Consider the following 18,923-nt stretch of genomic DNA (forward strand, 5'->3'; position numbering starts at 1 on the left):
GGGCCGCCCGTACAGGTTCGCAACTTCCCTGGAAAATTGAACTTGCGTTTCACAGAGTGAGACGCGAGTATCGTCGTATGGACAACTCTAGCGGCGTCGGCGTTCTCGACAAGGCAGCTCTGGTATTGAGCGCCCTGGAGTCCGGTCCGGCCACCCTCGCCGGGCTGGTCGCGGCGACCGGGCTCGCACGACCCACGGCCCACCGGCTGGCCGTGGCACTGGAACACCACCGCATGGTGGCGAGGGACATGCAGGGCCGCTTCATTCTCGGCCCCCGGCTGTCGGAACTCGCGGCGGCGGCGGGCGAGGACCGGCTGCTCGCCACGGCGGGACCGGTGCTCACTCACCTTCGCGACATCACCGGGGAGAGCGCCCAGCTCTACCGCCGGCAGGGCGACATGCGGATCTGCGTGGCGGCGGCGGAGCGGCTGTCCGGTCTGCGGGACACCGTGCCGGTCGGCTCCACGCTCACCATGAAGGCGGGCTCCTCCGCGCAGATCCTGATGGCCTGGGAGGAGCCGGAGCGCCTGCACCGGGGCCTCCAGGGCGCCCGCTTCACCGCGACGGCGCTCTCCGGCGTACGGCGCCGGGGCTGGGCCCAGTCGATCGGCGAGCGGGAACCGGGCGTCGCCTCGGTCTCGGCACCGGTGCGCGGCCCCTCGAACCGGGTGGTCGCGGCGGTATCGGTCTCCGGGCCGATCGAGCGGCTGACCCGTCACCCGGGCCGGATGCACGCCCAGGCGATCATCGACTCGGCCGCCCGGCTGAGCGAGGCGCTGCGCCGCACCGGCTGACCCGCCACGCCCCACCTTCCAGCACCGGCCGCCCCAGCGTCGTGGCGGCCCCCTTCAGATCCGGCGCAGGTCTCGTACCACGCCCAACTCCCTTACCGGTGGGGGTGGACCACCGCCCCGGAGATATGCCCGCTCCCCCGCCACCCACGGAGCGACGCGTCAACTGCCGGTCCACGGCCCCCATATGCACGAGCCGCCGGCCTCTTCCGCCCCGGCCGGTCCGAACTGTCCGCGCACACAGGCGGATACACGACTGAGGCCCCTCACCGAAGTGAAGGGCCTCTGTCTCTTGCTCTGTTGTACCCCCGACCGGATTCGAACCGGCGCTACTGCCGTGAGAGGGCAGCGTGCTAGGCCGCTACACAACGGGGGCCTGTGTCCTGCGATTTACTTGTCTTGCGCTGGGCTACCAGGACTCGAACCTAGAATGACGGTACCAGAAACCGTAGTGTTGCCAATTACACCATAGCCCATGGTGTTGCAAGTACCCCCGACCGGATTCGAACCGGCGCTACTGCCGTGAGAGGGCAGCGTGCTAGGCCGCTACACAACGGGGGCCCTAGCGATCCTGCATCGAGAGCGTGGGTGCGACCCAGATGTTCTCGCGGGAAGGATCTGTACCCCCGACCGGATTCGAACCGGCGCTACTGCCGTGAGAGGGCAGCGTGCTAGGCCGCTACACAACGGGGGCGTGTTTTACAGATGAAGCTCTGCGCTGGGCTACCAGGACTCGAACCTAGAATGACGGTACCAGAAACCGTAGTGTTGCCAATTACACCATAGCCCACTGAAACGCAACCCCAGGAGGGGTCTTATTTCCGTGTGCGCTTCCCGATCGAATCTTTCGGCCCGCTCGGGCGGCGCAGGAAGAACATTACCTGAAGGTGTCCGGCGCTCCAAAACGGGTATTGACCGCCAACAGGCCGGGCAGCTGATCGAGACCGGTGATCCGGGTCAGTTCGGGCCGCCCGCCACGTCCGCTCCGGTCCAGCCACACAGCGCTCAGCCCCGCCGCCACCGCTCCGGCCGCGTCGATATCGGGGTGGTCGCCCACGTACACGACCTCCCGGGGCTCCAGCCCCAGTGCCTCTACGGCGGCGTGGAACGCCCCGGCCGCGGGCTTGGAGACGCCCAGTTCCACGGCGCACACCAGGGCCTCGAAGCGGTCGCGCACGCCGAGGACGCGCAGCTTGCGGTCCTGGTTGATGATGCTGGAGTTCGTCAGCACGGCATGGCGGTAACGGCCGGCCAGCAGGTCGAGGGCCGGCACCGCGTCCGGGAAGAGCGACCAGGCGGCCTCGTAGTGGCTCGCGTGCCGGGCGAACCAGGCATCCGCCTCGGCGTCCGTGAGCGGCCGCGCGACGAAGGTACGGACCCGCTCGCGCCGCTGCCCCCGGAAGTCGGTCTCCCCCGCGGCGAAACGCGCCCACTGCGCGTCGGTGATCGCCCGCCACGCGTCGAGGGCCTGCTCGACGGAGCCGTATCCGGCGGGCAGGCCCTCGCTCTCCAGATGCCTGCGCATGCCGACGTTGTCGGCGCCGGTGTAGTCGAAGATCGTGTCGTCGATGTCCCAGAGCACTGCTCGGATCGGCATACGCCCACGCTACCGCCGGTCCGGCCGGCCCTGCGGCCCCTGCGCGGACAGGGCCTCACCCTCGGGGCGCACAGCCGGAGGTCACTCGCCGCTCAGGTGGTGAGCAGGACACCCCCGTAGCTCGCCGCCGCGATGACCACCCAGGAGGCGAGTCCGAGAACGGCCGTCCTGGCGCCGGAGCGGGCGAGTGTCGGGAGGTGGACGGCAGTGCCGAGGCCGAAGAGCGCGGCGGCCAGGAGCAGTTCCTGGGCGGTGGCCGCGGCGTCCAGCGCTGCGGCGGGCAGCAGTCCGGTGCTGCGCAGGGCGGTCATCGCCAGGAAGCCGATCAGGAACAGCGGCACCACGGCCGGGCGGCGCCCGGACGCCGGAGTACTCGACGCCTCGCCCGCCGCCCGCCGGTCGGCGGCCGCCTCGTGCGCCCGCCTGCCACAGGCCACGGCGACCCCGGCTACCAGCGGTGCGAGCATCGCCACCCTGATGAGCTTGACCAGCACGGCCTCGCCGAGCGCGCCGGGCCCCGCCGTCTGGGCGGTGGCCACGACCTGGCCGACGTCGTGGACGCCCGCGCCCACCCAGCGGCCGAACTGCACGGTGTCCAGGCCGAGCGGATGCTGCAGCAGCGGCAGTACGGCGATGGCGAGGGTCCCGCACAGGGTGACCAGGGCGACCGAGGTCGCCACGTCGGCCGCGAGCCGTTCGTCGTCCTCCTCCTTGCCGAGCGCGCCGCTGACCGCGCTGATCGCCGAGGCGCCGCAGATCGAGTAGCCGGTGGCGATGAGCAGCGGCTGGTCGCCGGGCAGGCCCAGCTTGCGGCCGAGCCACCAGATCCCGAAGAAGGCCACCAGGACGACGCCGAGCACCATGGCCACCGTCTCCCAGCCGAGCCCGATGACGTCTCCGATGCTGAGCTTCAGCCCGAGCAGCACGATGCCGGCGCGCATCAGCCGCTTCCCCGCCGTCGAGAGTCCGGCCCTGCCCCGGCCGCGTACGAACGGACGGGCCCCGGGAAGGTGCGCGGCCCCGACTCCGAGCACCACGGCCACCGTCAGCATCGGCACGCCGGGCAGCAGGGCGTGCACGCCCTCGGCCAGCCCGAGCCCGATGGCGGCCAGCGCGAGGCCGGGAGCGTTGCGGCGCACCGGGGCCGGCGTGGACGCGCCGCTCCCGGGAGACGGCTTCGCCGGCTGTCGCACGGTCCGCGAGCGGGGGTTCTCGGTGTCCAGGGTCATGATCACCAGCGTGGCCGGGTTCCCCGCCGCCCGGTAGACACGAACCTGAGCCCAGGTCATAGGGTTGCCCTATGAAGGTTTCCCTATGACCGAGCGTGCCGAGAACCGGGATCTCGGGCAGCTCCCGCTGCCCGACCTGCAGTCGCTGCAGCTGCTGGTCAGCGTGGCGGAGACTGGCAGCCTTGGCCGGGCGGCGGCCCGGCTGCTCATCAGCCAGCCGTCGGCCAGTGCCCGGATGCGCACGCTGGAGCGCCGTCTCGGGCTGCAGCTCCTGGACCGCTCCACCGCGGGGTCCCGGCTGACCCCGGCCGGAGCGGTGGTGACCGACTGGGCGCGGACGGTGCTCGAAGGGGCCGCGGCGCTGGTCGAAGGGGCCGCCGCGCTGCGGTCGCGGCAGGACAGCCGGCTGCGGGTCGCCGCCAGTCTGACCATCGCGGAGGAGCTGATGCCCGGCTGGCTCGTCACCCTGCGCGAGAGCACACCGGACGCCCATGTCGGGCTGACGGTGACCAACAGCTGGGGCGTGGTCGAGGCGTTGCGCCGAGGCGGCTGCGATCTGGGATTCATCGAGGGGCCGAGGGTCCCCGACGACCTGCACCGCTCGGCGGTGGGGCGGGACCGGCTGGCGGTCGTGGTGGCCCCCGGTCACCCCTGGACCCGCCGTCGCAGCGCCCTGACCGGACGCGAACTGGCCGACACCCCGCTGCTGCTGCGGGAGGCGGGCTCCGGTACCCGGGAGACGCTGGAGCGGGCGCTGCGCGCGTACGACGGAGTCGCCGTCCCGGTCCTCGAGCTCGGTTCCACCGCCCCGCTGCGCAGCGCGGCGGCCCGGGGTCTGGCTCCCGCCGTCCTCTCCGCGCTCGCCGTGCGCGAGGACGTGGCGTCGGGCCGTCTGGTCGAGGTCGAGGTCAGCCCCGCCGTGCGGCTGCAACGCGTCCTGCACGCGGTCTGGCCCAAGGGCCATGAACTGCCGGAGCCGGCCCTTCACCTGCTCCGGGTGGCAAAGCACCCGTAGCGGGGAAGAGCCGGCTCACCTGGCCGGGGACCGCTCTCAGGCGGTCAGCTTCGCCAGCGCCGCGTCCACCCGGGCCAGGGTCTTCTCGCGGCCCAGGATCTCCAGGGACTCGAAGAGTGGCAGGCCGATCGTGCGGCCGGTGACGGCGACCCGGACCGGGGCCTGCGCCTTGCCGAGCTTCAGGCCGTGCTCCTCACCTGCGGCCAGGACGGCGGCCTTCAGGTCGTCCGCGTTCCACTCCGCCTCGGTCAGCTTGGCGCGTGCCGTCACGAGCAGGGCGTAGGAGCCCTCCTTCATCGCCTTGGCCCAGGACGCCTCGTCGGTCGCGGGCTCGTCGAGGAAGAGGAAGTCGACGTTGGCCGTGATCTCGGAGAGGACCGTAACGCGGGTCTGGGCGTGCGGGGCGATCGTCGCGAACAGGTCCGCGTCGAAGGCCTCCGGGGCCCAGGGGGCGAACGGCGCCTTCAGCCAGGGGCCGCAGGCCTCGGTGAAGGTCTTCACGTCGAGCCGGCGGATGTGCTCGGCGTTGACGTGCTCGCACTTCTTGAGGTCGAAGCGGGCCGGGTTGGCGTTGACGTCCTCGATGTCGAACGCGGCGACCATCTCGTCCATGTCGAAGATGTCGCGGTCCTCGGCGATCGACCAGCCGAGCAGGGAGAGGTAGTTGAGCAGCCCCTCGGGCAGGAAGCCGCGCTCGCGGTAGAGGTTGAGCGAGGCCTGCGGGTCGCGCTTGGAGAGCTTCTTGTTGCCCTCGCCCATGACGTACGGCAGGTGGCCGAACGCGGGGGTCTGCTTGGCGATGCCCAGTTCGGCGAGTGCCCGGTACAGCGCGATCTGGCGGGGGGTGGAGGAGAGCAGGTCCTCGCCGCGCAGGACGTGGGTGATCTCCATGAGCGCGTCGTCGACCGGGTTGACCAGCGTGTAGAGCGGGGCGCCGTTGGCGCGGACGATGCCGTAGTCCGGCACGTTCTCCGGCTGCACGGTGATGTCGCCGCGGACCAGGTCGGTGAAGGTGATCGCCTCGTCGGGCATCCGGAAGCGGACGATCGAGGTGCGGCCCTCGGCCTCGTAGGCGGCCTTCCGCGCGTCGCTCAGGTCGCGGCAGTGGCCGTCGTAGCCGGACGGCTTACCAGCGGCGCGGGCGGCGTCGCGGCGGGTGTCGAGCTCCTCGGTCGTGCAGTAGCAGTGGTACGCGTGCCCGGCGGCAAGGAGCTTCTCGGCGACGTCCTTGTAGATGTCCATGCGCTGCGACTGGCGGTAGGGGGCGTGCGGGCCGCCGATCTCGGGGCCCTCGTCCCAGTCGAGACCGAGCCAGCGCATCGAGTCCAGGAGCTGCTGGTAGGACTCCTCGGAGTCGCGCGCCGCGTCGGTGTCCTCGATGCGGAAGACCAGGGTGCCCTGGTGGTGCCGGGCGAAGGCCCAGTTGAAGAGAGCTGTCCTGACCAGGCCCACGTGGGGGTTGCCGGTCGGGGAGGGACAGAAACGTACACGGACCGGTCCGTTAACCACGCTTGATCACCTTGTTGGTGAGAGTGCCGATGCCTTCGATGGTGACGGCGACCTCGTCGCCGACGTGCAGGGGTCCGACCCCTGCGGGGGTGCCGGTGAGGATCACGTCGCCCGGGAGCAGCGTCATGGCTTCCGTGATGTGGACGACCAGGTCCTCGATGGAGCGGATCATCTCGCTCGTCCGGCCCAGCTGGCGTTGCTCGCCGTTGACCGTGGCCTGGATGGCGAGGTCGCCGGGGTCGAGGTCGGTCTCCACCCAGGGGCCGAGCGGGCAGGAGGTGTCGAAGCCCTTGGCCCTGGCCCACTGCTTCTCGCGCTTCTGGGCGTCACGCGCGGTGACGTCGTTGGCGCAGGTGTAGCCGAAGATGACGTCCTTGACCCGCTCGCGGGGCACTTCGCGGCACATCCGGCCGATGACCACGGCCAGTTCGGCCTCGTGGTGCACCTCTTCGGAGAAGGAGGGGTACTCGATGGCGTCGCCGGAGCCGATCACCGAGGTGGTGGGCTTGAAGAAGGCGACGGGGACGTCGGGGACCTCGTTGCCGAGTTCCGCGGCGTGCTCCGCGTAGTTGCGGCCGATGGCCACGACCTTGTTGGGGAGCACGGGCGGCAGCAGCCGGACCTTGTTCAGCGGGACCTTCGTCCCGGAGAGCTCGAACTCGGCGTACGGGATGCCCTTGATGATGTCGAGGACGAGACCATCGGGCCCGTCGCCCTCGACGGCGCCGAAGGCGACATTGCCGTCGATGGAGAACCTGGCGATGCGCACGGGAAGCTGTGGCCCCTCACTTGCTGGGTTGCTTGAAGACTGACGCTCCAGGCTAACGCGGGTGAGGGGGGAGGCCGCGCGTATTACTCGGCGGCGGCCGTGGCGGTCGCGGGGGCCACCATGAGGATCGTGCGGCGCGGGTTGGCCGTCTGTGCCGGCAGTTCGAGCGCGTGCTCCGGCCGCTCCGGCGTCTGCAGCGCTTCGGCGTCCTTGAGGTGCGCCAGCGTCGTGCGCCGGGGGTTGGCAATGTTGCGGAACATCATCGTCGTCTTCATCTGCCGTTCGGACCCTGTCGGTAGGGGCGCCGCCCGGAGGGGCGCCAGTTGTCGGTTTTGCCATCCCTGTAAAGCATCAGGCTAAACATCCAATTCCCACCGGGAGACCGGAAGAGACGACGATCATCATGTGAGTTTGCTCACCCGTGACCCGACAATCGACCCAATCCGGGCGGCCGACCCGATCAGCCAAACCGGACATTGCATCACTGAATGAGTCATTCCGCTCCTGATCATGTCGTCTGGGACACCCGCCACCCCTAACTGATTCACCCTCAATAGTCCGATATGGCAGTGAACCGGCTCCACGGCTTGTTACTCCGCCATCACAACGTGTCACCCAGGTCACAGCCCGGTACCTGGCCCTTGTTGGAGATCCTGCACTGTGCTGGAATTCCACGCACCGCCGCAGGTTTCAGGCCGGCGCGCAGGGGGCGCAATGCAGCGCCGATCCGAGTGGCGGCGGAAGGGGAAGGACGCCGGTCACTCAAGACCACCATGGGGCGGTACAACGCCCCACGACGCCGACACCGTTCCATCCGTCCATGACGGGGGGAACGCCTGGTCCAGAGGTTGCGACGCTAGTGCAGGGACGTTTCAAGAGGGATGGCAGCGCAGCGGCCGAACAGGAGCCGCGCGGCGGGACCGACCGCGGCTCCTCGGCCCAGCACGCCCAGAACCCCGGACCGGCCGCGGCCGGCGACACCACCGACCGCGCCAAGCGCTCCGGCGCGACGGCGGGCGACAGCTCCGATCCCGTCGCGTCACCGAAGCCCCAGGGCCCGGTCAACACGGGATCGCGGGTAGCCCTGCGCAACTGGCGCATCAGCACGCGCCTGGTCTCCCTGCTCGCCCTCCCCGTGGTCGCGGCGACCACCCTGGGCGGCCTGCGCATCAACGACTCCATGAACGACATCCAGCAGCTGGAGCACATGCAGCTGCTGACCCAGATGACCAAGCAGGCGACCTCGCTGGCCCAGGCACTCCAGGAGGAGCGCGACCAGTCGGCCGGCCCGCTGTCCAACGGAGTCCCGGCCACCGACTTCAAGGTCACCACGCCGCGGAAGAAGACCGACCGGGCCAAGAAGGCCTTCTTCGACGCGACGAACGAAATCGGCGACACCGAGGGCGACGAGGCGCTGGAGAGCATCCACTCCAGCGTCCAGCAGATCGCCTCCCAGCTGGGCGGCATCCGCGACATCCGCAAGCAGGCGTTCACCGACGGCTCCCCGAGTCTGCAGACCGTCGACGCGTACAGCCAGCTGATCACCTCGCTGCTGAGCCTCTCGCAGGACATGGCGCAGGCGACCAGCAGCCCCGAGATGATCAAGCGGACCCGCGCCCTGGCGGCCTTCTCCTCCGCCAAGGAGTACGCCTCGGTCCAGCGCGCGATCATCGCCGCGGCGCTGCCGGGCGGCAACGACAAGCAGCCCAAGCTCGACTCGAACGACCGGCAGTTCGGCCTGGCGGCGCTGCGCAAGGAAGCCCTGGCGCGTCGCTCGTTCGAGCTGATCTACACGACCACCGGGAACAGCGCGAGCGATCTGACCGCCACGCTGGACGACGGCAACCCCGAGATCAAGGCCGCCGACACCTACGCCAAGAAGGTGCTCGACAGCCCGACCAGCATGACCGGGACGGCCCGGCGTTCGTACCTCGACTGGTACGACCAGGACTCCACCAAGATCCAGGCCATGAAGCAGATCGAGGAGACACTCCTCAGCGACATGGAGGGCAAGGCGCGCGAACTGCGCGACGAGTCCCAGCGCGAGGCGATCATCTCCGGTGCGCTCATCCTGCTGGTGCTCGGTGTCTCGCTGGTCGGCGCCTTCGTCGTCGCCCGGTCCATGATCCGTTCGCTGCGCCGGCTGCAGGACACGGCGACGCGCGTCGCCCAGGACCGGCTGCCCGAGCTCGTCAAGCAGCTCTCCGAGGCCGACCCGCAGGACGTCGACACCTCCGTCGAGTCGGTCGGTGTGCACTCCCGGGACGAGATCGGCAAGGTCGCCGCGGCCTTCGACGACGTGCACCGCGAGGCCGTCCGGCTCGCCGCCGAACAGGCCCTCCTGCGGGGCAACGTCAACGCGATGTTCACCAACCTCTCGCGCCGTTCGCAGGGCCTCATCCAGCGTCAGCTCTCGCTCATCTCCGAGCTGGAGTCGCGCGAGGCCGACCCGGACCAGTTGTCCTCGCTCTTCAAGCTCGACCACCTCGCGACCCGTATGCGCCGTAACGGTGAGAACCTCCTCGTCCTCGCGGGCGAGGAGCCGGGCCGCCGGTGGACCCGCCCCGTGCCGCTGGTCGACGTGCTCCGTGCCGCCGCCTCCGAGGTGGAGCAGTACGAGCGCATCGAGCTGGCCGCGGTGCCCGCGACCGAGGTCGCCGGCCGGGTCGTCAACGACCTCGTGCACCTGCTCGCCGAGCTGCTGGAGAACGCCACGTCGTTCTCCTCGCCGCAGACGAAGGTCCGGGTCACCGGTCACGCGCTGCCCGACGGCCGGGTGCTCGTCGAGATCCACGACACCGGCATCGGCCTCTCCCCCGAGGACCTCGCGGCGATCAACGAGCGGCTCGCGTCGCCGCCCACCGTGGACGTCTCGGTCTCCCGCCGCATGGGTCTGTTCGTGGTCGGCCGGCTGTCCCTGCGTCACGGCATCCGTATTCAGCTGCGGCCCTCCGACTCCGGCGGTACGACCGCGCTGGTCATGCTGCCCGTCGATGTCGCGCACGGCGGCAAGATGCCGGTGCCGAAGCAGGCCCAGGGGCAGCAGCCCGCTCCCGGCGGCCTGCTCGCCGGTGGCGGTCCCGCGCCCCGTCCCGGTCTCGACAGTGCTCCGTCGGCGCCCGGCGGCCGGCTCCCGGCCGGTCCGGGTGCCACCCGCGGCCAGGTCGGCGCGGGCTCCGGTCCGCGGGCCGCACTGCCCGCCCGGGACACCGCCGGCCGGCCCCAGAACCCGCAGGGCCAGGGCGGTCCAGGCGGCCAGGGTGCGCCGAACGGCAGGCCCGGTCAGCCCGGTCAGCAGGGCTCCGGCTTCCAGAGCGCCGGGTTCCCCGGCACCGGCCCGCAGCCCAGGCAGCCGCAGGACGGCTCCCGTCAGGAGCCGCCGCGTCAGGGCGGCGGCCTCTCCGGCGCCTTCGGCGGCGGTGCCCGGCTGGGCGCCCGGGGCCAGGGCGACGGCGCCGGGCGTACGGACTCGGGGCAGCCCAGTCTGTTCGGTCAGCGTCGTCCGGAGCAGAACGGCCAGGGCGGCGGGAACGGCCCCGGCCGGCAGGCTCCGCAGGGCGGGCCGAACCAGGCCGGCCAGGGCGGCTTCCAGCAGCCCGGCGGTCCGGGCGAGAGCAGCCGTCAGCTGCCCCCGGTCGGCGGTCCGCGTGCCGAACTGCCCGGTGGCAACCCCTCGCCGGACGCTCCGGACCGGGGATACCCCGCTCCGCAGCGCCCGCAGACCACCAGCTGGGGCTCCGACGAGCAGTCCGCGCCCCAGCAGCGCTCCCCGCTCGACGCCCCCCGCGGTCACGAGGAGCCCGAGTCCACCAACCAGTTCCAGCGGCCGCTGAGCCCGCCGCCGCTCACCCCCCGCCGGCCGATGGACGACCGGCAGGGGCCGGGCTCCACCTCGGAGTTCGCCCGCCCGGACTTCTCGTCACCCGCTCCGGGTGCGCAGACGCCGGACCCGGCGAGCACCGCGCAGTTCGCCCGCCCCGACTACAGCCGTCCGCAGGACCAGGGACAGGGCCTGCCCGCGCCGTTCGGTGGCGACCGGGGCAACGAGGACTTCGGTGCTCCGCGGCCGCCCGCCGCACCGGCGCCGGACCAGCAGTACCGGCCGGCCCTGCCGCAGCAGCCGCAGCAGCCCGAGGCGCTTCCGCCGGCCTCCGGGCCCGGCGACGGCCGCACGCCGCTGTACGACACGCTGGAGACGAACTGGTTCCACGGTCCGCAGCAGAACGGGCAGCAGCACAGCCAGCAGAACGCGCAGCAGAACGGCCAGCAGCAGTACGGTCAGCAGCCGCCCGCCGCGCCGCAGCCGTCCGGCTTCCCGCAGCAGCCCGCCGAGGAGCGTCCCGCTCCCCCCGCACCGCAGCGCGGTCCGGGCGACACCAACGGTGTCACGAGCTCCTGGCGCGCCTCTCCGAACGACGAACTCGTCCGGCAGGCGGAGCGGGTGAAGAAGCCCGCGGCAGGCGGAATTACCACTTCCGGTCTGCCTCGCCGGGTACCGCGTGCCAATCTGGTGCCGGGCACCGCCCAGCAGCAGAATCACCAGTCAGGTCCCCAGGTCTCGCGTGCGCCCGATGATGTGCGTGGGCGTCTTACCAATCTCCGCCGGGGCATCCAGCAGGGACGTCAGGCCAACAACGGCCAGTCGACCGGCAGTTTCCCAATCGGCCCCACTCACCAGCAGGAGCGTTAGTTGAGCCCGATGAGTCAGGCCGCGCAGAATCTGAACTGGTTGATCACCAACTTCGTGGACAACACCCCCGGGGTGTCGCACACGGTGGTGGTCTCCGCAGACGGCCTGCTGCTGGCGATGTCCGAAGGTTTCCCGCGCGACCGCGCCGACCAGCTGGCGGCAGTAGCCTCCGGTCTGACCTCGCTGACCGCGGGCGCCTCCCGGATCTTCGAAGGCGGCGCCGTCAGCCAGACCGTGGTGGAGATGGAACGCGGGTTCCTCTTCCTGATGTCCGTCTCGGACGGTTCCTCACTTGCCGTACTCGCCCATCCGGACGCCGACATCGGTCTGGTCGGATACGAAATGGCTCTGCTGGTGGACCGGGCGGGCACTGTCCTCACCCCGGACCTCCGCGCCGAGCTCCAGGGCAGCCTGCTCCACTAGGCGGCCGTGAATCGGTGACACAGACGATTACCCCAGGTACTGCAATCAACCCTCGCCCGTCCGGCCGCTTACAGCCCCCCACCGGCCCCTTCCGACGGCAAGCCGACATCCTGCTGTCACGCCCGGAGGATTCATGACCCCGCCACCCGCCTCACCCGATCCGTACGGCGCGCTGAACCACGCGTCGTACGAAGGTGAAGGCGACCAGCCGCTGGTTCGTCCCTACGCCATGACCGGCGGCCGGACCCGACCGCGCTACCAGCTAGCGATAGAGGCCCTGGTCAGCACCACGGCCGACCCCGCGCACCTGGGAACGCTGCTCCCCGAGCACCAGCGGATCTGCCACCTGTGCCGCGAGGTCAAGTCGGTGGCCGAGGTGTCGGCCCTGCTGTCGATGCCGCTCGGCGTGGCCCGGATCCTCGTCGCGGACCTGGCGGAAGCCGGCATGGTGGCCATCCACCAGCCGGGCAACGGAGAGGCCGGCGGCGCGCCGGATGTGACACTGCTCGAAAGGGTACTCAGTGGACTTCGCAAGCTCTAGTGGCGGTGCGGCCCGCGCCACCACCTCGGCGAAGATCGTGGTGGCAGGCGGGTTCGGCGTGGGTAAGACCACGTTTGTCGGTGCTGTTTCGGAGATCAATCCGTTGCGCACCGAAGCCGTGATGACGTCCGCGTCCGCGGGCATCGACGACCTGACACACACCGGAGGCAAGACCACCACGACGGTGGCCATGGACTTCGGACGCATCACCCTGGACCAGGACCTGATCCTGTACCTCTTCGGTACACCCGGCCAGGACCGCTTCTGGTTCATGTGGGACGACCTCGTACGCGGCGCCATCGGCGCCGTCGTACTCGTCGACACCCGCCGACTCGCCGACTGCTTCCCCGCCGTCGACTACTTCGAGAACAGCGGACTCCCCTTCGTCATCGCCCTCAACGGCTTCGACGGACACCAGCCCTACACCCCCGACGAGGTCCGCGAAGCCCTCCAGATCGGACCCGACACCCCGATCATCACGACCGACGCCCGGCACCGCGGTGATGCCAAGAGCGGTCTGATCACGCTGGTGGAGCACGCGCTGATGGCACGGCTCAAGTAGGCACAAGTCGGTATTGCCATACGGCAGTTAAAGTAGTCACACGGGGGCGGGCTGTGTCCTTTGACACGATCCGCCCCCGTGTTCATAACGTTTCGAGAGAGAATTACCTCACGGTCGACACCCGATGCGTACGCGCGGTATCACTGTGCTCACATGAGCCCCGCCTTTTGGCGGGGCTCGTTCTTTATGCCCGTTTTATCTGAGGCCTGCGCCACTTGGAATCGGCCGTTCCGACTGTTTGGAACGCGGCCGTTTCCCGTGCTGCAATTCGACGAACTCCCGAGTAAGTACGGCCCTGAACAAACACGGCACAGCGTAGGTGCCGACGCCGAGAGGTTGTTGGTCGAGTGAGGCGTAACAACGAGGGCTCCACGGCGCAGCCGGAACGGGGCAACTTCACCCCGCCGCGCGCCGCGGCGTCGTCCGCCAACGTGTCCGAAGGGGCGTCCGCCGGTGGCAGCACCAGCCGGATGTCCCCGCGCAACTGGCGGGTGCCCACCCGGCTGAACGCGATCCTCCTGATCCCCGTACTGGTCGGCCTGGTCATGGGCGGCTTCCAGGTGAAGGGATCGATCGACACCTGGCAGGAGGCCCAGGACGCCGAGAAGACCGCGCTGATCGTGCGGGCGGCCTCCGAGTACGGCCAGGCGCTCCTGAACGAGCGCGACCTCAGCGCCCAGCCACTGCTGTCCAACAAGCGCGACGCGGCGTCGGTCACCGAGGTGCGGGCCACCACGGACGCGGCCGCGGACAAGTTCGACGCGGCCGTGAAGGACATGCCGAAGAAGGAGGGCCTGGAGCGCCGCCTCAAGCTGTTCCGGCTGGAGGAGCCCACCCTTCCCGACCTGCGCAAGGCCGCCTACGCCGAGGCCATGGACCCGGTGAAGACGGAAGAGGGCTACGTCCAGGTCCAGCACTCCCTCATGGAGTTCTGCAACGAGCTCGGTCTCGGTACCGGCAACATCACCAGCTACGGCCGTACCGTCTACGCGATCGAGCTGGCCAAGGCTGCAGAATCGCTTCAGCGCTCCATCGGCATGCACCTGCTGGTACGGCCCAGCCAGGAGAACGGCAAGTTCAACGACCAGGTCAAGGCGTTCGGCTCGTACAACTACCTGGAGCAGATCGCCCTCGGCGAGTTCGTCTCCGGCGGTACGGAGGCCGATGCGGCCCGGCTGAAGAAGGTCATGGCGGGCAAGGCGGCCGAGGGCGCCGCCCAGGTCAAGGCCGCCAAGGAGAAGGCCGACGCGGCGGGCGTCACGTTCGTGACGCCGCCCACCGTGAACGGATCGGTCTTCGACGGCATGGCCCAGCAGCTCGGCCTGGGCAGGACCCCCGCCCAGCTGAAGGCGAAGGGCATCACCCCCGAGACCTGGATGGCCGCGGCCACCGCGAAGTTCGACGGGTACACCACGGTCGAGGAAGAGCTCGTCGACAAGGCCGTGACCGAGGCCGCGGACATCTCGTCCAGCGCCCGCACCGACGCCATCGTCAACGCCGCGATCGTGATCGTCGCCCTGCTGGCCGCGTTCGTCCTGGCCGGTCTCATGGCGCGCCAGATGAGCCGCTCGATGCGCCGGCTGCGCAACGCCGCCTTCGGCATCGCGGAACAGCGGCTGCCCTCGCTCGTCGACCAGCTGTCCCGGACCGATCCGGGCCGGGTGGACACCCGCGTGCAGCCGATCCCGATCAACAGCCAGGACGAGATCGGCGAGGTCGCCCGCGCCTTCGACCAGGTGCACCGCGAGGCGGTCCGGCTGGCGGCCGAGCAGGCCATGCTGCGGGGCAACGTCAACGCGATCTTCACCAACCTCTCGCGCCGCAACCAGTCGCTCATCGAGGGCCAGCTGACCCTCATCACCGACCTGGAGAACAACGAGGCCGACCCGGACCAGCTGGAGAGCCTGTTCCGGCTGGACCACCTGGCGACGCGCATGCGCCGCAACGGCGAGAACCTCCTGGTGCTCGCCGGCGAGGAGCCCGGCCGCCGCTGGAACCAGCCGGTGCCGCTGGTGGACGTACTGCGCGCCGCCTCGTCCGAGGTGGAGTCCTACGAGCGCATCGAGCTCTCCGGGGTGCCGGAGAGCGAGATCCACGGCCAGTCCGTCACCGACCTCGTCCACCTGCTGGCCGAGCTGCTGGAGAACGCCACCACGTTCTCCTCGCCGCAGACCAAGGTGCGGGTCACCGCGACCCGGCTGCCCGACAGCCGCGTGATGATCGAGATCCACGACAAGGGCATCGGCCTCACCGCCGAGGACTTCGCCGACATCAACCACAAGCTTGCCAACCCGCCGACGGTGGACGCCGCGGTCTCCCAGCGCATGGGCCTGTTCGTGGTCGGCCGGCTCGCCGACCGGCACGGCATCCGGGTCCAGCTGCGCCCCTCGGGCGAGCAGGCCGGAACCACCTCGCTGGTCATGCTGCCCGACGCGATCACCCACGGTGGCGGCGGCGAGGGCGCACCCACGCCGGACGACTTCACGGTCTCCTCGATCATTCCGCAGCAGCAGGCGTTCGACGCGCCGCCGCTCCAGCCCCAGCTGCGTACGGCGGCGGAGCTCGGCTTCGACGACTCGCGCTACGGCGAGGTGCCGCAGGATGCGGCGCAGCTCGACCCGGTGGGCCGTTCGCTGATGCGCGAGGAGCGCCGTGCGGCCCTGGAGACGCAGGCCGGCGGCGAGGAGCGTCCGGTGTTCCCGCAGCAGGAGTCCCAGGAGCAGTACGCACAGGCGGCGTACGAGGAAGGCCCCTACGCCTCCTCGGACCAGCAGTACGCCCTGGAACCCCAGCAGGGCGCCCAGGACGGCGGCCAGTACGCCCTGGAGCCGCAGCAGGACGGGCAGCAGGAACAGCAGTACGGGCAGGCCGCGTACGAGGGCGGCTACGACCCGTTCCGCGGTGACACCGGCTACGTCCAACAGCCCGGCTATCAGCAGCAGAACGGCTATCCGGAGTCGGCATACCCGGCCCCTGAGGCACCTCAGCAGGCCTATGACGGGCAGTACAACGCCCAGCCCCAGCAGGAAGAGTGGCCAGTTCAGGGCGGGTACCAGGGGGCGTACGAGCCCTCGGCGCAGGCCGAACCGGAATCTGATGGGAGCGCCCCCGCCGAATCGCGGGACAGCGTAGGCTTCGATCGTTCGGGCCCCGTGCCGAGCTCCGGCCACGAGATGACCGAGGCCGGTCTGCCGCGCCGGGGCGGCCAGCAGCACTGGCAGCCCACCGGACGCGGGAACGAGCGGCCCGCCGCCGCCCAGGAGGAGCCGCAGCGGCAGGAGCCGCCGCAGCAGCCTCTGCCCGAGCGGCAGGACACGGACGGTGCGAGCGGAACGGACGACTGGCGATCGGCGAACGACGAGCGCTGGGAGCGGGCCGAGCAGCTCCGGGACCCGAAGGCGGGCGGGGTCACCCCCTCCGGTCTTCCCCGGCGCGTCCCCAAGGCCAACCTGGTCGAGGGCAAGGCCGAACAGACCCAGCAGGGCGGCCCCCAGGTCTCCCGCGCTCCGGAGGACGTGCGTGGCAGGTTGAGCAACCTGCGCCGCGGTGTCCTGCGGGGACGTAACGCGGGTTCGGACAGCAGTAATACCTACAACCAGGAGCGTTAGTGTGAGCCCGATGAGCCAGGCGGCGCAGAATCTGAACTGGTTGATCACCAACTTCGTGGACAACACCCCCGGGGTGTCGCACACGGTGGTGGTCTCCGCCGACGGACTCCTGCTGGCGATGTCCGAGGGATTCCCGCGTGACCGTGCCGACCAGCTGGCGGCAGTGGCCTCCGGTCTGACCTCGCTGACCGCGGGCGCCTCGCGGATCTTCGAGGGCGGCGCGGTGAATCAGACAGTTGTGGAGATGGAGCGAGGATTCCTCTTCATCATGTCCGTCTCCGACGGATCTTCCTTGGCCGTTCTTGCACACCCTGACGCCGATATCGGTCTGGTTGGGTACGAAATGGCGCTTTTGGTGGACCGCGCCGGCGGTGTCCTCACTCCGGACCTCCGCGCCGAACTTCAGGGAAGCCTTCTTAACTAGTAGACAGACAGTGCGTTTCGCGTCACCGCGCCATAAGGTGCGGTGGCGCGGACCCACTGGGACCGGGACCGGCAGGCGGAGGAGGAATCGTGGGTACACCCCCAGGCGGACACCAGTTCAACGGTGGTCAGCAGGTACCGGGTGAGCACAGGGGCGATGGCTTCGACTTCCCCTCCCCGCCCGGCAGACAGGGCGGGCAGCAGCCTTTTCAGCCGTTCCGGCAGGCCCGGCGCGCCCAGGGCTCGGACGACTGGCCGCAGCAGGACGCGCGCGGCTCGGACGACTGGCCCCAGCAGCCGCAGCAGCCCCAGCGGCCGCAGCGCCCGCACCGGTACGACTCCCCGCAGCCGCCGCCCCGTATCGAGCCGGTGCAGCCGCGGTGGACCCCCGAGCCGTCCGCTCCCGCAGCGCACAATCCGCTGGTTCGTCCGTACGCCATGACAGGCGGCCGGACCCGACCGCGCTACCAACTCGCCATTGAGGCGTTGGTCAGTACTACGGCTGATCCGTCCCGGCTGCAAGGGCAGTTGCCCGAGCACCAGCGGATCTGCCGGCTGTGCATCGAGATCAAGTCGGTGGCCGAGATCTCGGCCCTGCTCTCGATCCCTCTCGGCGTAGCCCGGATCCTCGTAGCCGACCTGGCTGAGGCCGGACTCGTCGCTATCCACCAGCCCGGCGGCGAAGAGTCCGCCGGCGGCCAGCCAGATGTGACACTGCTCGAAAGGGTGCTCAGTGGACTTCGCAAGCTCTAGCGGCGGAGCGGCCCGCTCCACTACCTCGGCGAAGATCGTGGTGGCAGGGGGCTTCGGCGTGGGTAAGACCACGTTTGTCGGTGCTGTTTCGGAGATCAATCCGTTGCGCACCGAAGCCGTGATGACGTCCGCGTCCGCGGGCATCGACGACCTGACACACACCGGGGACAAGACCACCACGACGGTGGCCATGGACTTCGGACGCATCACCCTGGACCAGGACCTGATCCTGTACCTCTTCGGTACACCCGGCCAGGACCGCTTCTGGTTCATGTGGGACGACCTCGTACGCGGCGCCATCGGCGCCGTCGTACTCGTCGACACCCGCCGACTCGCCGACTGCTTCCCCGCCGTCGACTACTTCGAGAACAGCGGACTCCCCTTCGTCATCGCCCTCAACGGCTTCGACGGACACCAGCCCTACACCCCCGACGAGGTCCGCGAAGCCCTCCAGATCGGACCCGACACCCCGATTCTGACCACGGACGCGCGGCATCGGGCGGATGCGAAGAGTGCGCTGATCACGCTGGTGGAGCATGCGCTGATGGCGCGCCTGCGCTAGGGCCTGCGGCCCGCGCACCGTTCACGACGAGAGGCCCCACGCTCCCTGGAGGAGTGCGGGGCCTTCGTGGTGTGCGCCCGGCGCGCGGCCTTCGGCCGGGCTCCGGGGTGGGGCGGTGGTCAGCCCTGCCAGCTGTGGGGGGCGCGGAAGCCGGGGGTGCGCTCCAGGCGGCGCCAGCCGGCTGTGTCGCGGCCGCGGTGGGCGGGTGCTGTCGCGGGCTGGGCGGCGGCGCGGGCGAGCAGGACCGCGGTTATGGCGGCCAGCTCCTCGGGGTCGGCAAGACCCTTCTCGACGCGCAGCACGGACTCGGCGGCAGTGGTCATGGGTGTCTCCGTCTTCTCGGCAGGGCTGTGGACTACTGCGGGGGGTTGCCGTGTTTGCGGGACGGCAGGTCTGCGTGCTTGGAGCGGAGCATGGCCAGTGAGGCGATCAGGACTTCGCGGGTCTCGGC

General features: G+C 70.3%; 16 protein-coding genes and 5 tRNA genes. 10 read left to right on the plus strand and 11 right to left on the minus strand.

Annotated features, from left to right (window positions below; all coding sequences use genetic code 11):
• The first annotated feature begins 77 nt into the window (after nt 1-77).
• Nucleotides 78-794 carry an IclR family transcriptional regulator NdgR gene (gene ndgR / locus ACGFU6_RS29780; protein ID WP_024490257.1) on the plus strand — a complete coding sequence of 239 codons (717 nt, stop codon included), beginning with the start codon at nt 78-80 and terminating at the stop codon, nt 792-794.
• 300 nt (nt 795-1,094) lie between these two features.
• On the opposite strand, the gene ACGFU6_RS29785 is transcribed toward ndgR, so the two are convergent.
• From ACGFU6_RS29785 to ACGFU6_RS29815, 7 genes are all read right to left on the minus strand, one after another.
• Nucleotides 1,095-1,167: transfer RNA gene (locus tag ACGFU6_RS29785), tRNA-Glu, on the minus strand.
• A gap of 28 nt (nt 1,168-1,195) precedes the next feature.
• A tRNA-Gln gene (locus ACGFU6_RS29790) sits at nt 1,196-1,267 on the minus strand.
• A 12-nt stretch (nt 1,268-1,279) separates the two neighbouring features.
• Nucleotides 1,280-1,352: transfer RNA gene (locus ACGFU6_RS29795), tRNA-Glu, on the minus strand.
• Nucleotides 1,353-1,412: 60 nt separating this feature from the next.
• A tRNA-Glu gene (locus ACGFU6_RS29800) sits at nt 1,413-1,485 on the minus strand.
• A gap of 24 nt (nt 1,486-1,509) precedes the next feature.
• A tRNA-Gln gene (locus ACGFU6_RS29805) sits at nt 1,510-1,581 on the minus strand.
• Between the two features lie 87 nt (nt 1,582-1,668).
• Nucleotides 1,669-2,388 carry an HAD family hydrolase gene (locus ACGFU6_RS29810; RefSeq protein WP_393615369.1) on the minus strand — a complete coding sequence of 240 codons (720 nt, stop codon included), beginning with the start codon at nt 2,386-2,388 and terminating at the stop codon, nt 1,669-1,671.
• Nucleotides 2,389-2,480: 92 nt separating this feature from the next.
• A complete protein-coding gene (locus ACGFU6_RS29815) occupies nt 2,481-3,617 on the minus strand; it encodes a YeiH family protein (RefSeq protein ID WP_393615390.1) in 1,137 nt (378 codons plus the stop codon).
• An 85-nt stretch (nt 3,618-3,702) separates the two neighbouring features.
• Between ACGFU6_RS29815 and ACGFU6_RS29820 the strand changes: the two genes are divergently transcribed.
• Entirely contained in the window at nt 3,703-4,632 is a 930-nt protein-coding gene (locus ACGFU6_RS29820; RefSeq protein ID WP_393615371.1) for a LysR family transcriptional regulator, read from the plus strand.
• A gap of 36 nt (nt 4,633-4,668) precedes the next feature.
• On the opposite strand, the gene gltX is transcribed toward ACGFU6_RS29820, so the two are convergent.
• The 3 genes from gltX to ACGFU6_RS29835 all read right to left on the minus strand — a co-directional run bounded on the left by gltX (nt 4,669) and on the right by ACGFU6_RS29835 (nt 7,185).
• Nucleotides 4,669-6,141, minus strand: coding sequence for a glutamate--tRNA ligase (gltX, locus tag ACGFU6_RS29825; protein WP_393615373.1), 1,473 nt, complete (start codon nt 6,139-6,141; stop codon nt 4,669-4,671).
• Nucleotides 6,134-6,910 (minus strand): fumarylacetoacetate hydrolase family protein, encoded by a 777-nt coding sequence (locus ACGFU6_RS29830; protein ID WP_389212586.1) that lies wholly within the window; start codon nt 6,908-6,910, stop codon nt 6,134-6,136. Before ACGFU6_RS29830 ends, gltX begins: the two co-directional genes overlap by 8 nt.
• Nucleotides 6,911-6,993: 83 nt before the next feature.
• Nucleotides 6,994-7,185 carry a hypothetical protein gene (locus tag ACGFU6_RS29835; RefSeq protein ID WP_123523321.1) on the minus strand — a complete coding sequence of 64 codons (192 nt, stop codon included), beginning with the start codon at nt 7,183-7,185 and terminating at the stop codon, nt 6,994-6,996.
• A gap of 584 nt (nt 7,186-7,769) precedes the next feature.
• Between ACGFU6_RS29835 and ACGFU6_RS29840 the strand changes: the two genes are divergently transcribed.
• The 8 genes from ACGFU6_RS29840 (at nt 7,770) to ACGFU6_RS29875 (ending at nt 18,472) form a co-directional block, all read left to right on the plus strand.
• On the plus strand, nt 7,770-11,600 hold the full coding sequence (locus ACGFU6_RS29840) for a nitrate- and nitrite sensing domain-containing protein (protein ID WP_393615374.1): 3,831 nt from the start codon (nt 7,770-7,772) through the stop codon (nt 11,598-11,600).
• 9 nt (nt 11,601-11,609) lie between these two features.
• Entirely contained in the window at nt 11,610-12,023 is a 414-nt protein-coding gene (locus ACGFU6_RS29845; protein WP_024495006.1) for a roadblock/LC7 domain-containing protein, read from the plus strand.
• Nucleotides 12,024-12,156: 133 nt separating this feature from the next.
• Complete coding sequence (locus tag ACGFU6_RS29850; protein WP_073738726.1) at nt 12,157-12,564, plus strand: DUF742 domain-containing protein; 408 nt, start codon at nt 12,157-12,159, stop codon at nt 12,562-12,564.
• Nucleotides 12,545-13,126, plus strand: coding sequence for an ATP/GTP-binding protein (locus tag ACGFU6_RS29855; RefSeq protein ID WP_073738725.1), 582 nt, complete (start codon nt 12,545-12,547; stop codon nt 13,124-13,126). Before ACGFU6_RS29850 ends, ACGFU6_RS29855 begins: the two co-directional genes overlap by 20 nt.
• 347 nt (nt 13,127-13,473) lie before the next feature.
• Entirely contained in the window at nt 13,474-16,734 is a 3,261-nt protein-coding gene (locus ACGFU6_RS29860) for a nitrate- and nitrite sensing domain-containing protein (protein ID WP_393615376.1), read from the plus strand.
• 10 nt (nt 16,735-16,744) lie between these two features.
• Nucleotides 16,745-17,158: a roadblock/LC7 domain-containing protein gene (locus tag ACGFU6_RS29865; protein WP_037779127.1), complete on the plus strand. Its 414-nt coding sequence runs from the start codon at nt 16,745-16,747 to the stop codon at nt 17,156-17,158.
• A gap of 89 nt (nt 17,159-17,247) precedes the next feature.
• Nucleotides 17,248-17,910, plus strand: a complete 663-nt coding sequence (locus ACGFU6_RS29870) for a DUF742 domain-containing protein (protein WP_393615377.1) — start codon at nt 17,248-17,250, stop codon at nt 17,908-17,910.
• Complete coding sequence (locus ACGFU6_RS29875) at nt 17,891-18,472, plus strand: ATP/GTP-binding protein (protein ID WP_014048542.1); 582 nt, start codon at nt 17,891-17,893, stop codon at nt 18,470-18,472. Before ACGFU6_RS29870 ends, ACGFU6_RS29875 begins: the two co-directional genes overlap by 20 nt.
• 119 nt (nt 18,473-18,591) lie before the next feature.
• Here ACGFU6_RS29875 and ACGFU6_RS29880 read toward each other — a convergent pair whose 3' ends face one another.
• On the minus strand, nt 18,592-18,795 hold the full coding sequence (locus ACGFU6_RS29880; protein ID WP_393615378.1) for an acyl-CoA carboxylase subunit epsilon: 204 nt from the start codon (nt 18,793-18,795) through the stop codon (nt 18,592-18,594).
• Nucleotides 18,796-18,923: the final 128 nt, after the last annotated feature.

Origin of the sequence: Streptomyces sp. NPDC048462 (genome assembly GCF_043200175.1) — a bacterium.
GTDB lineage: Bacteria > Actinomycetota > Actinomycetes > Streptomycetales > Streptomycetaceae > Streptomyces.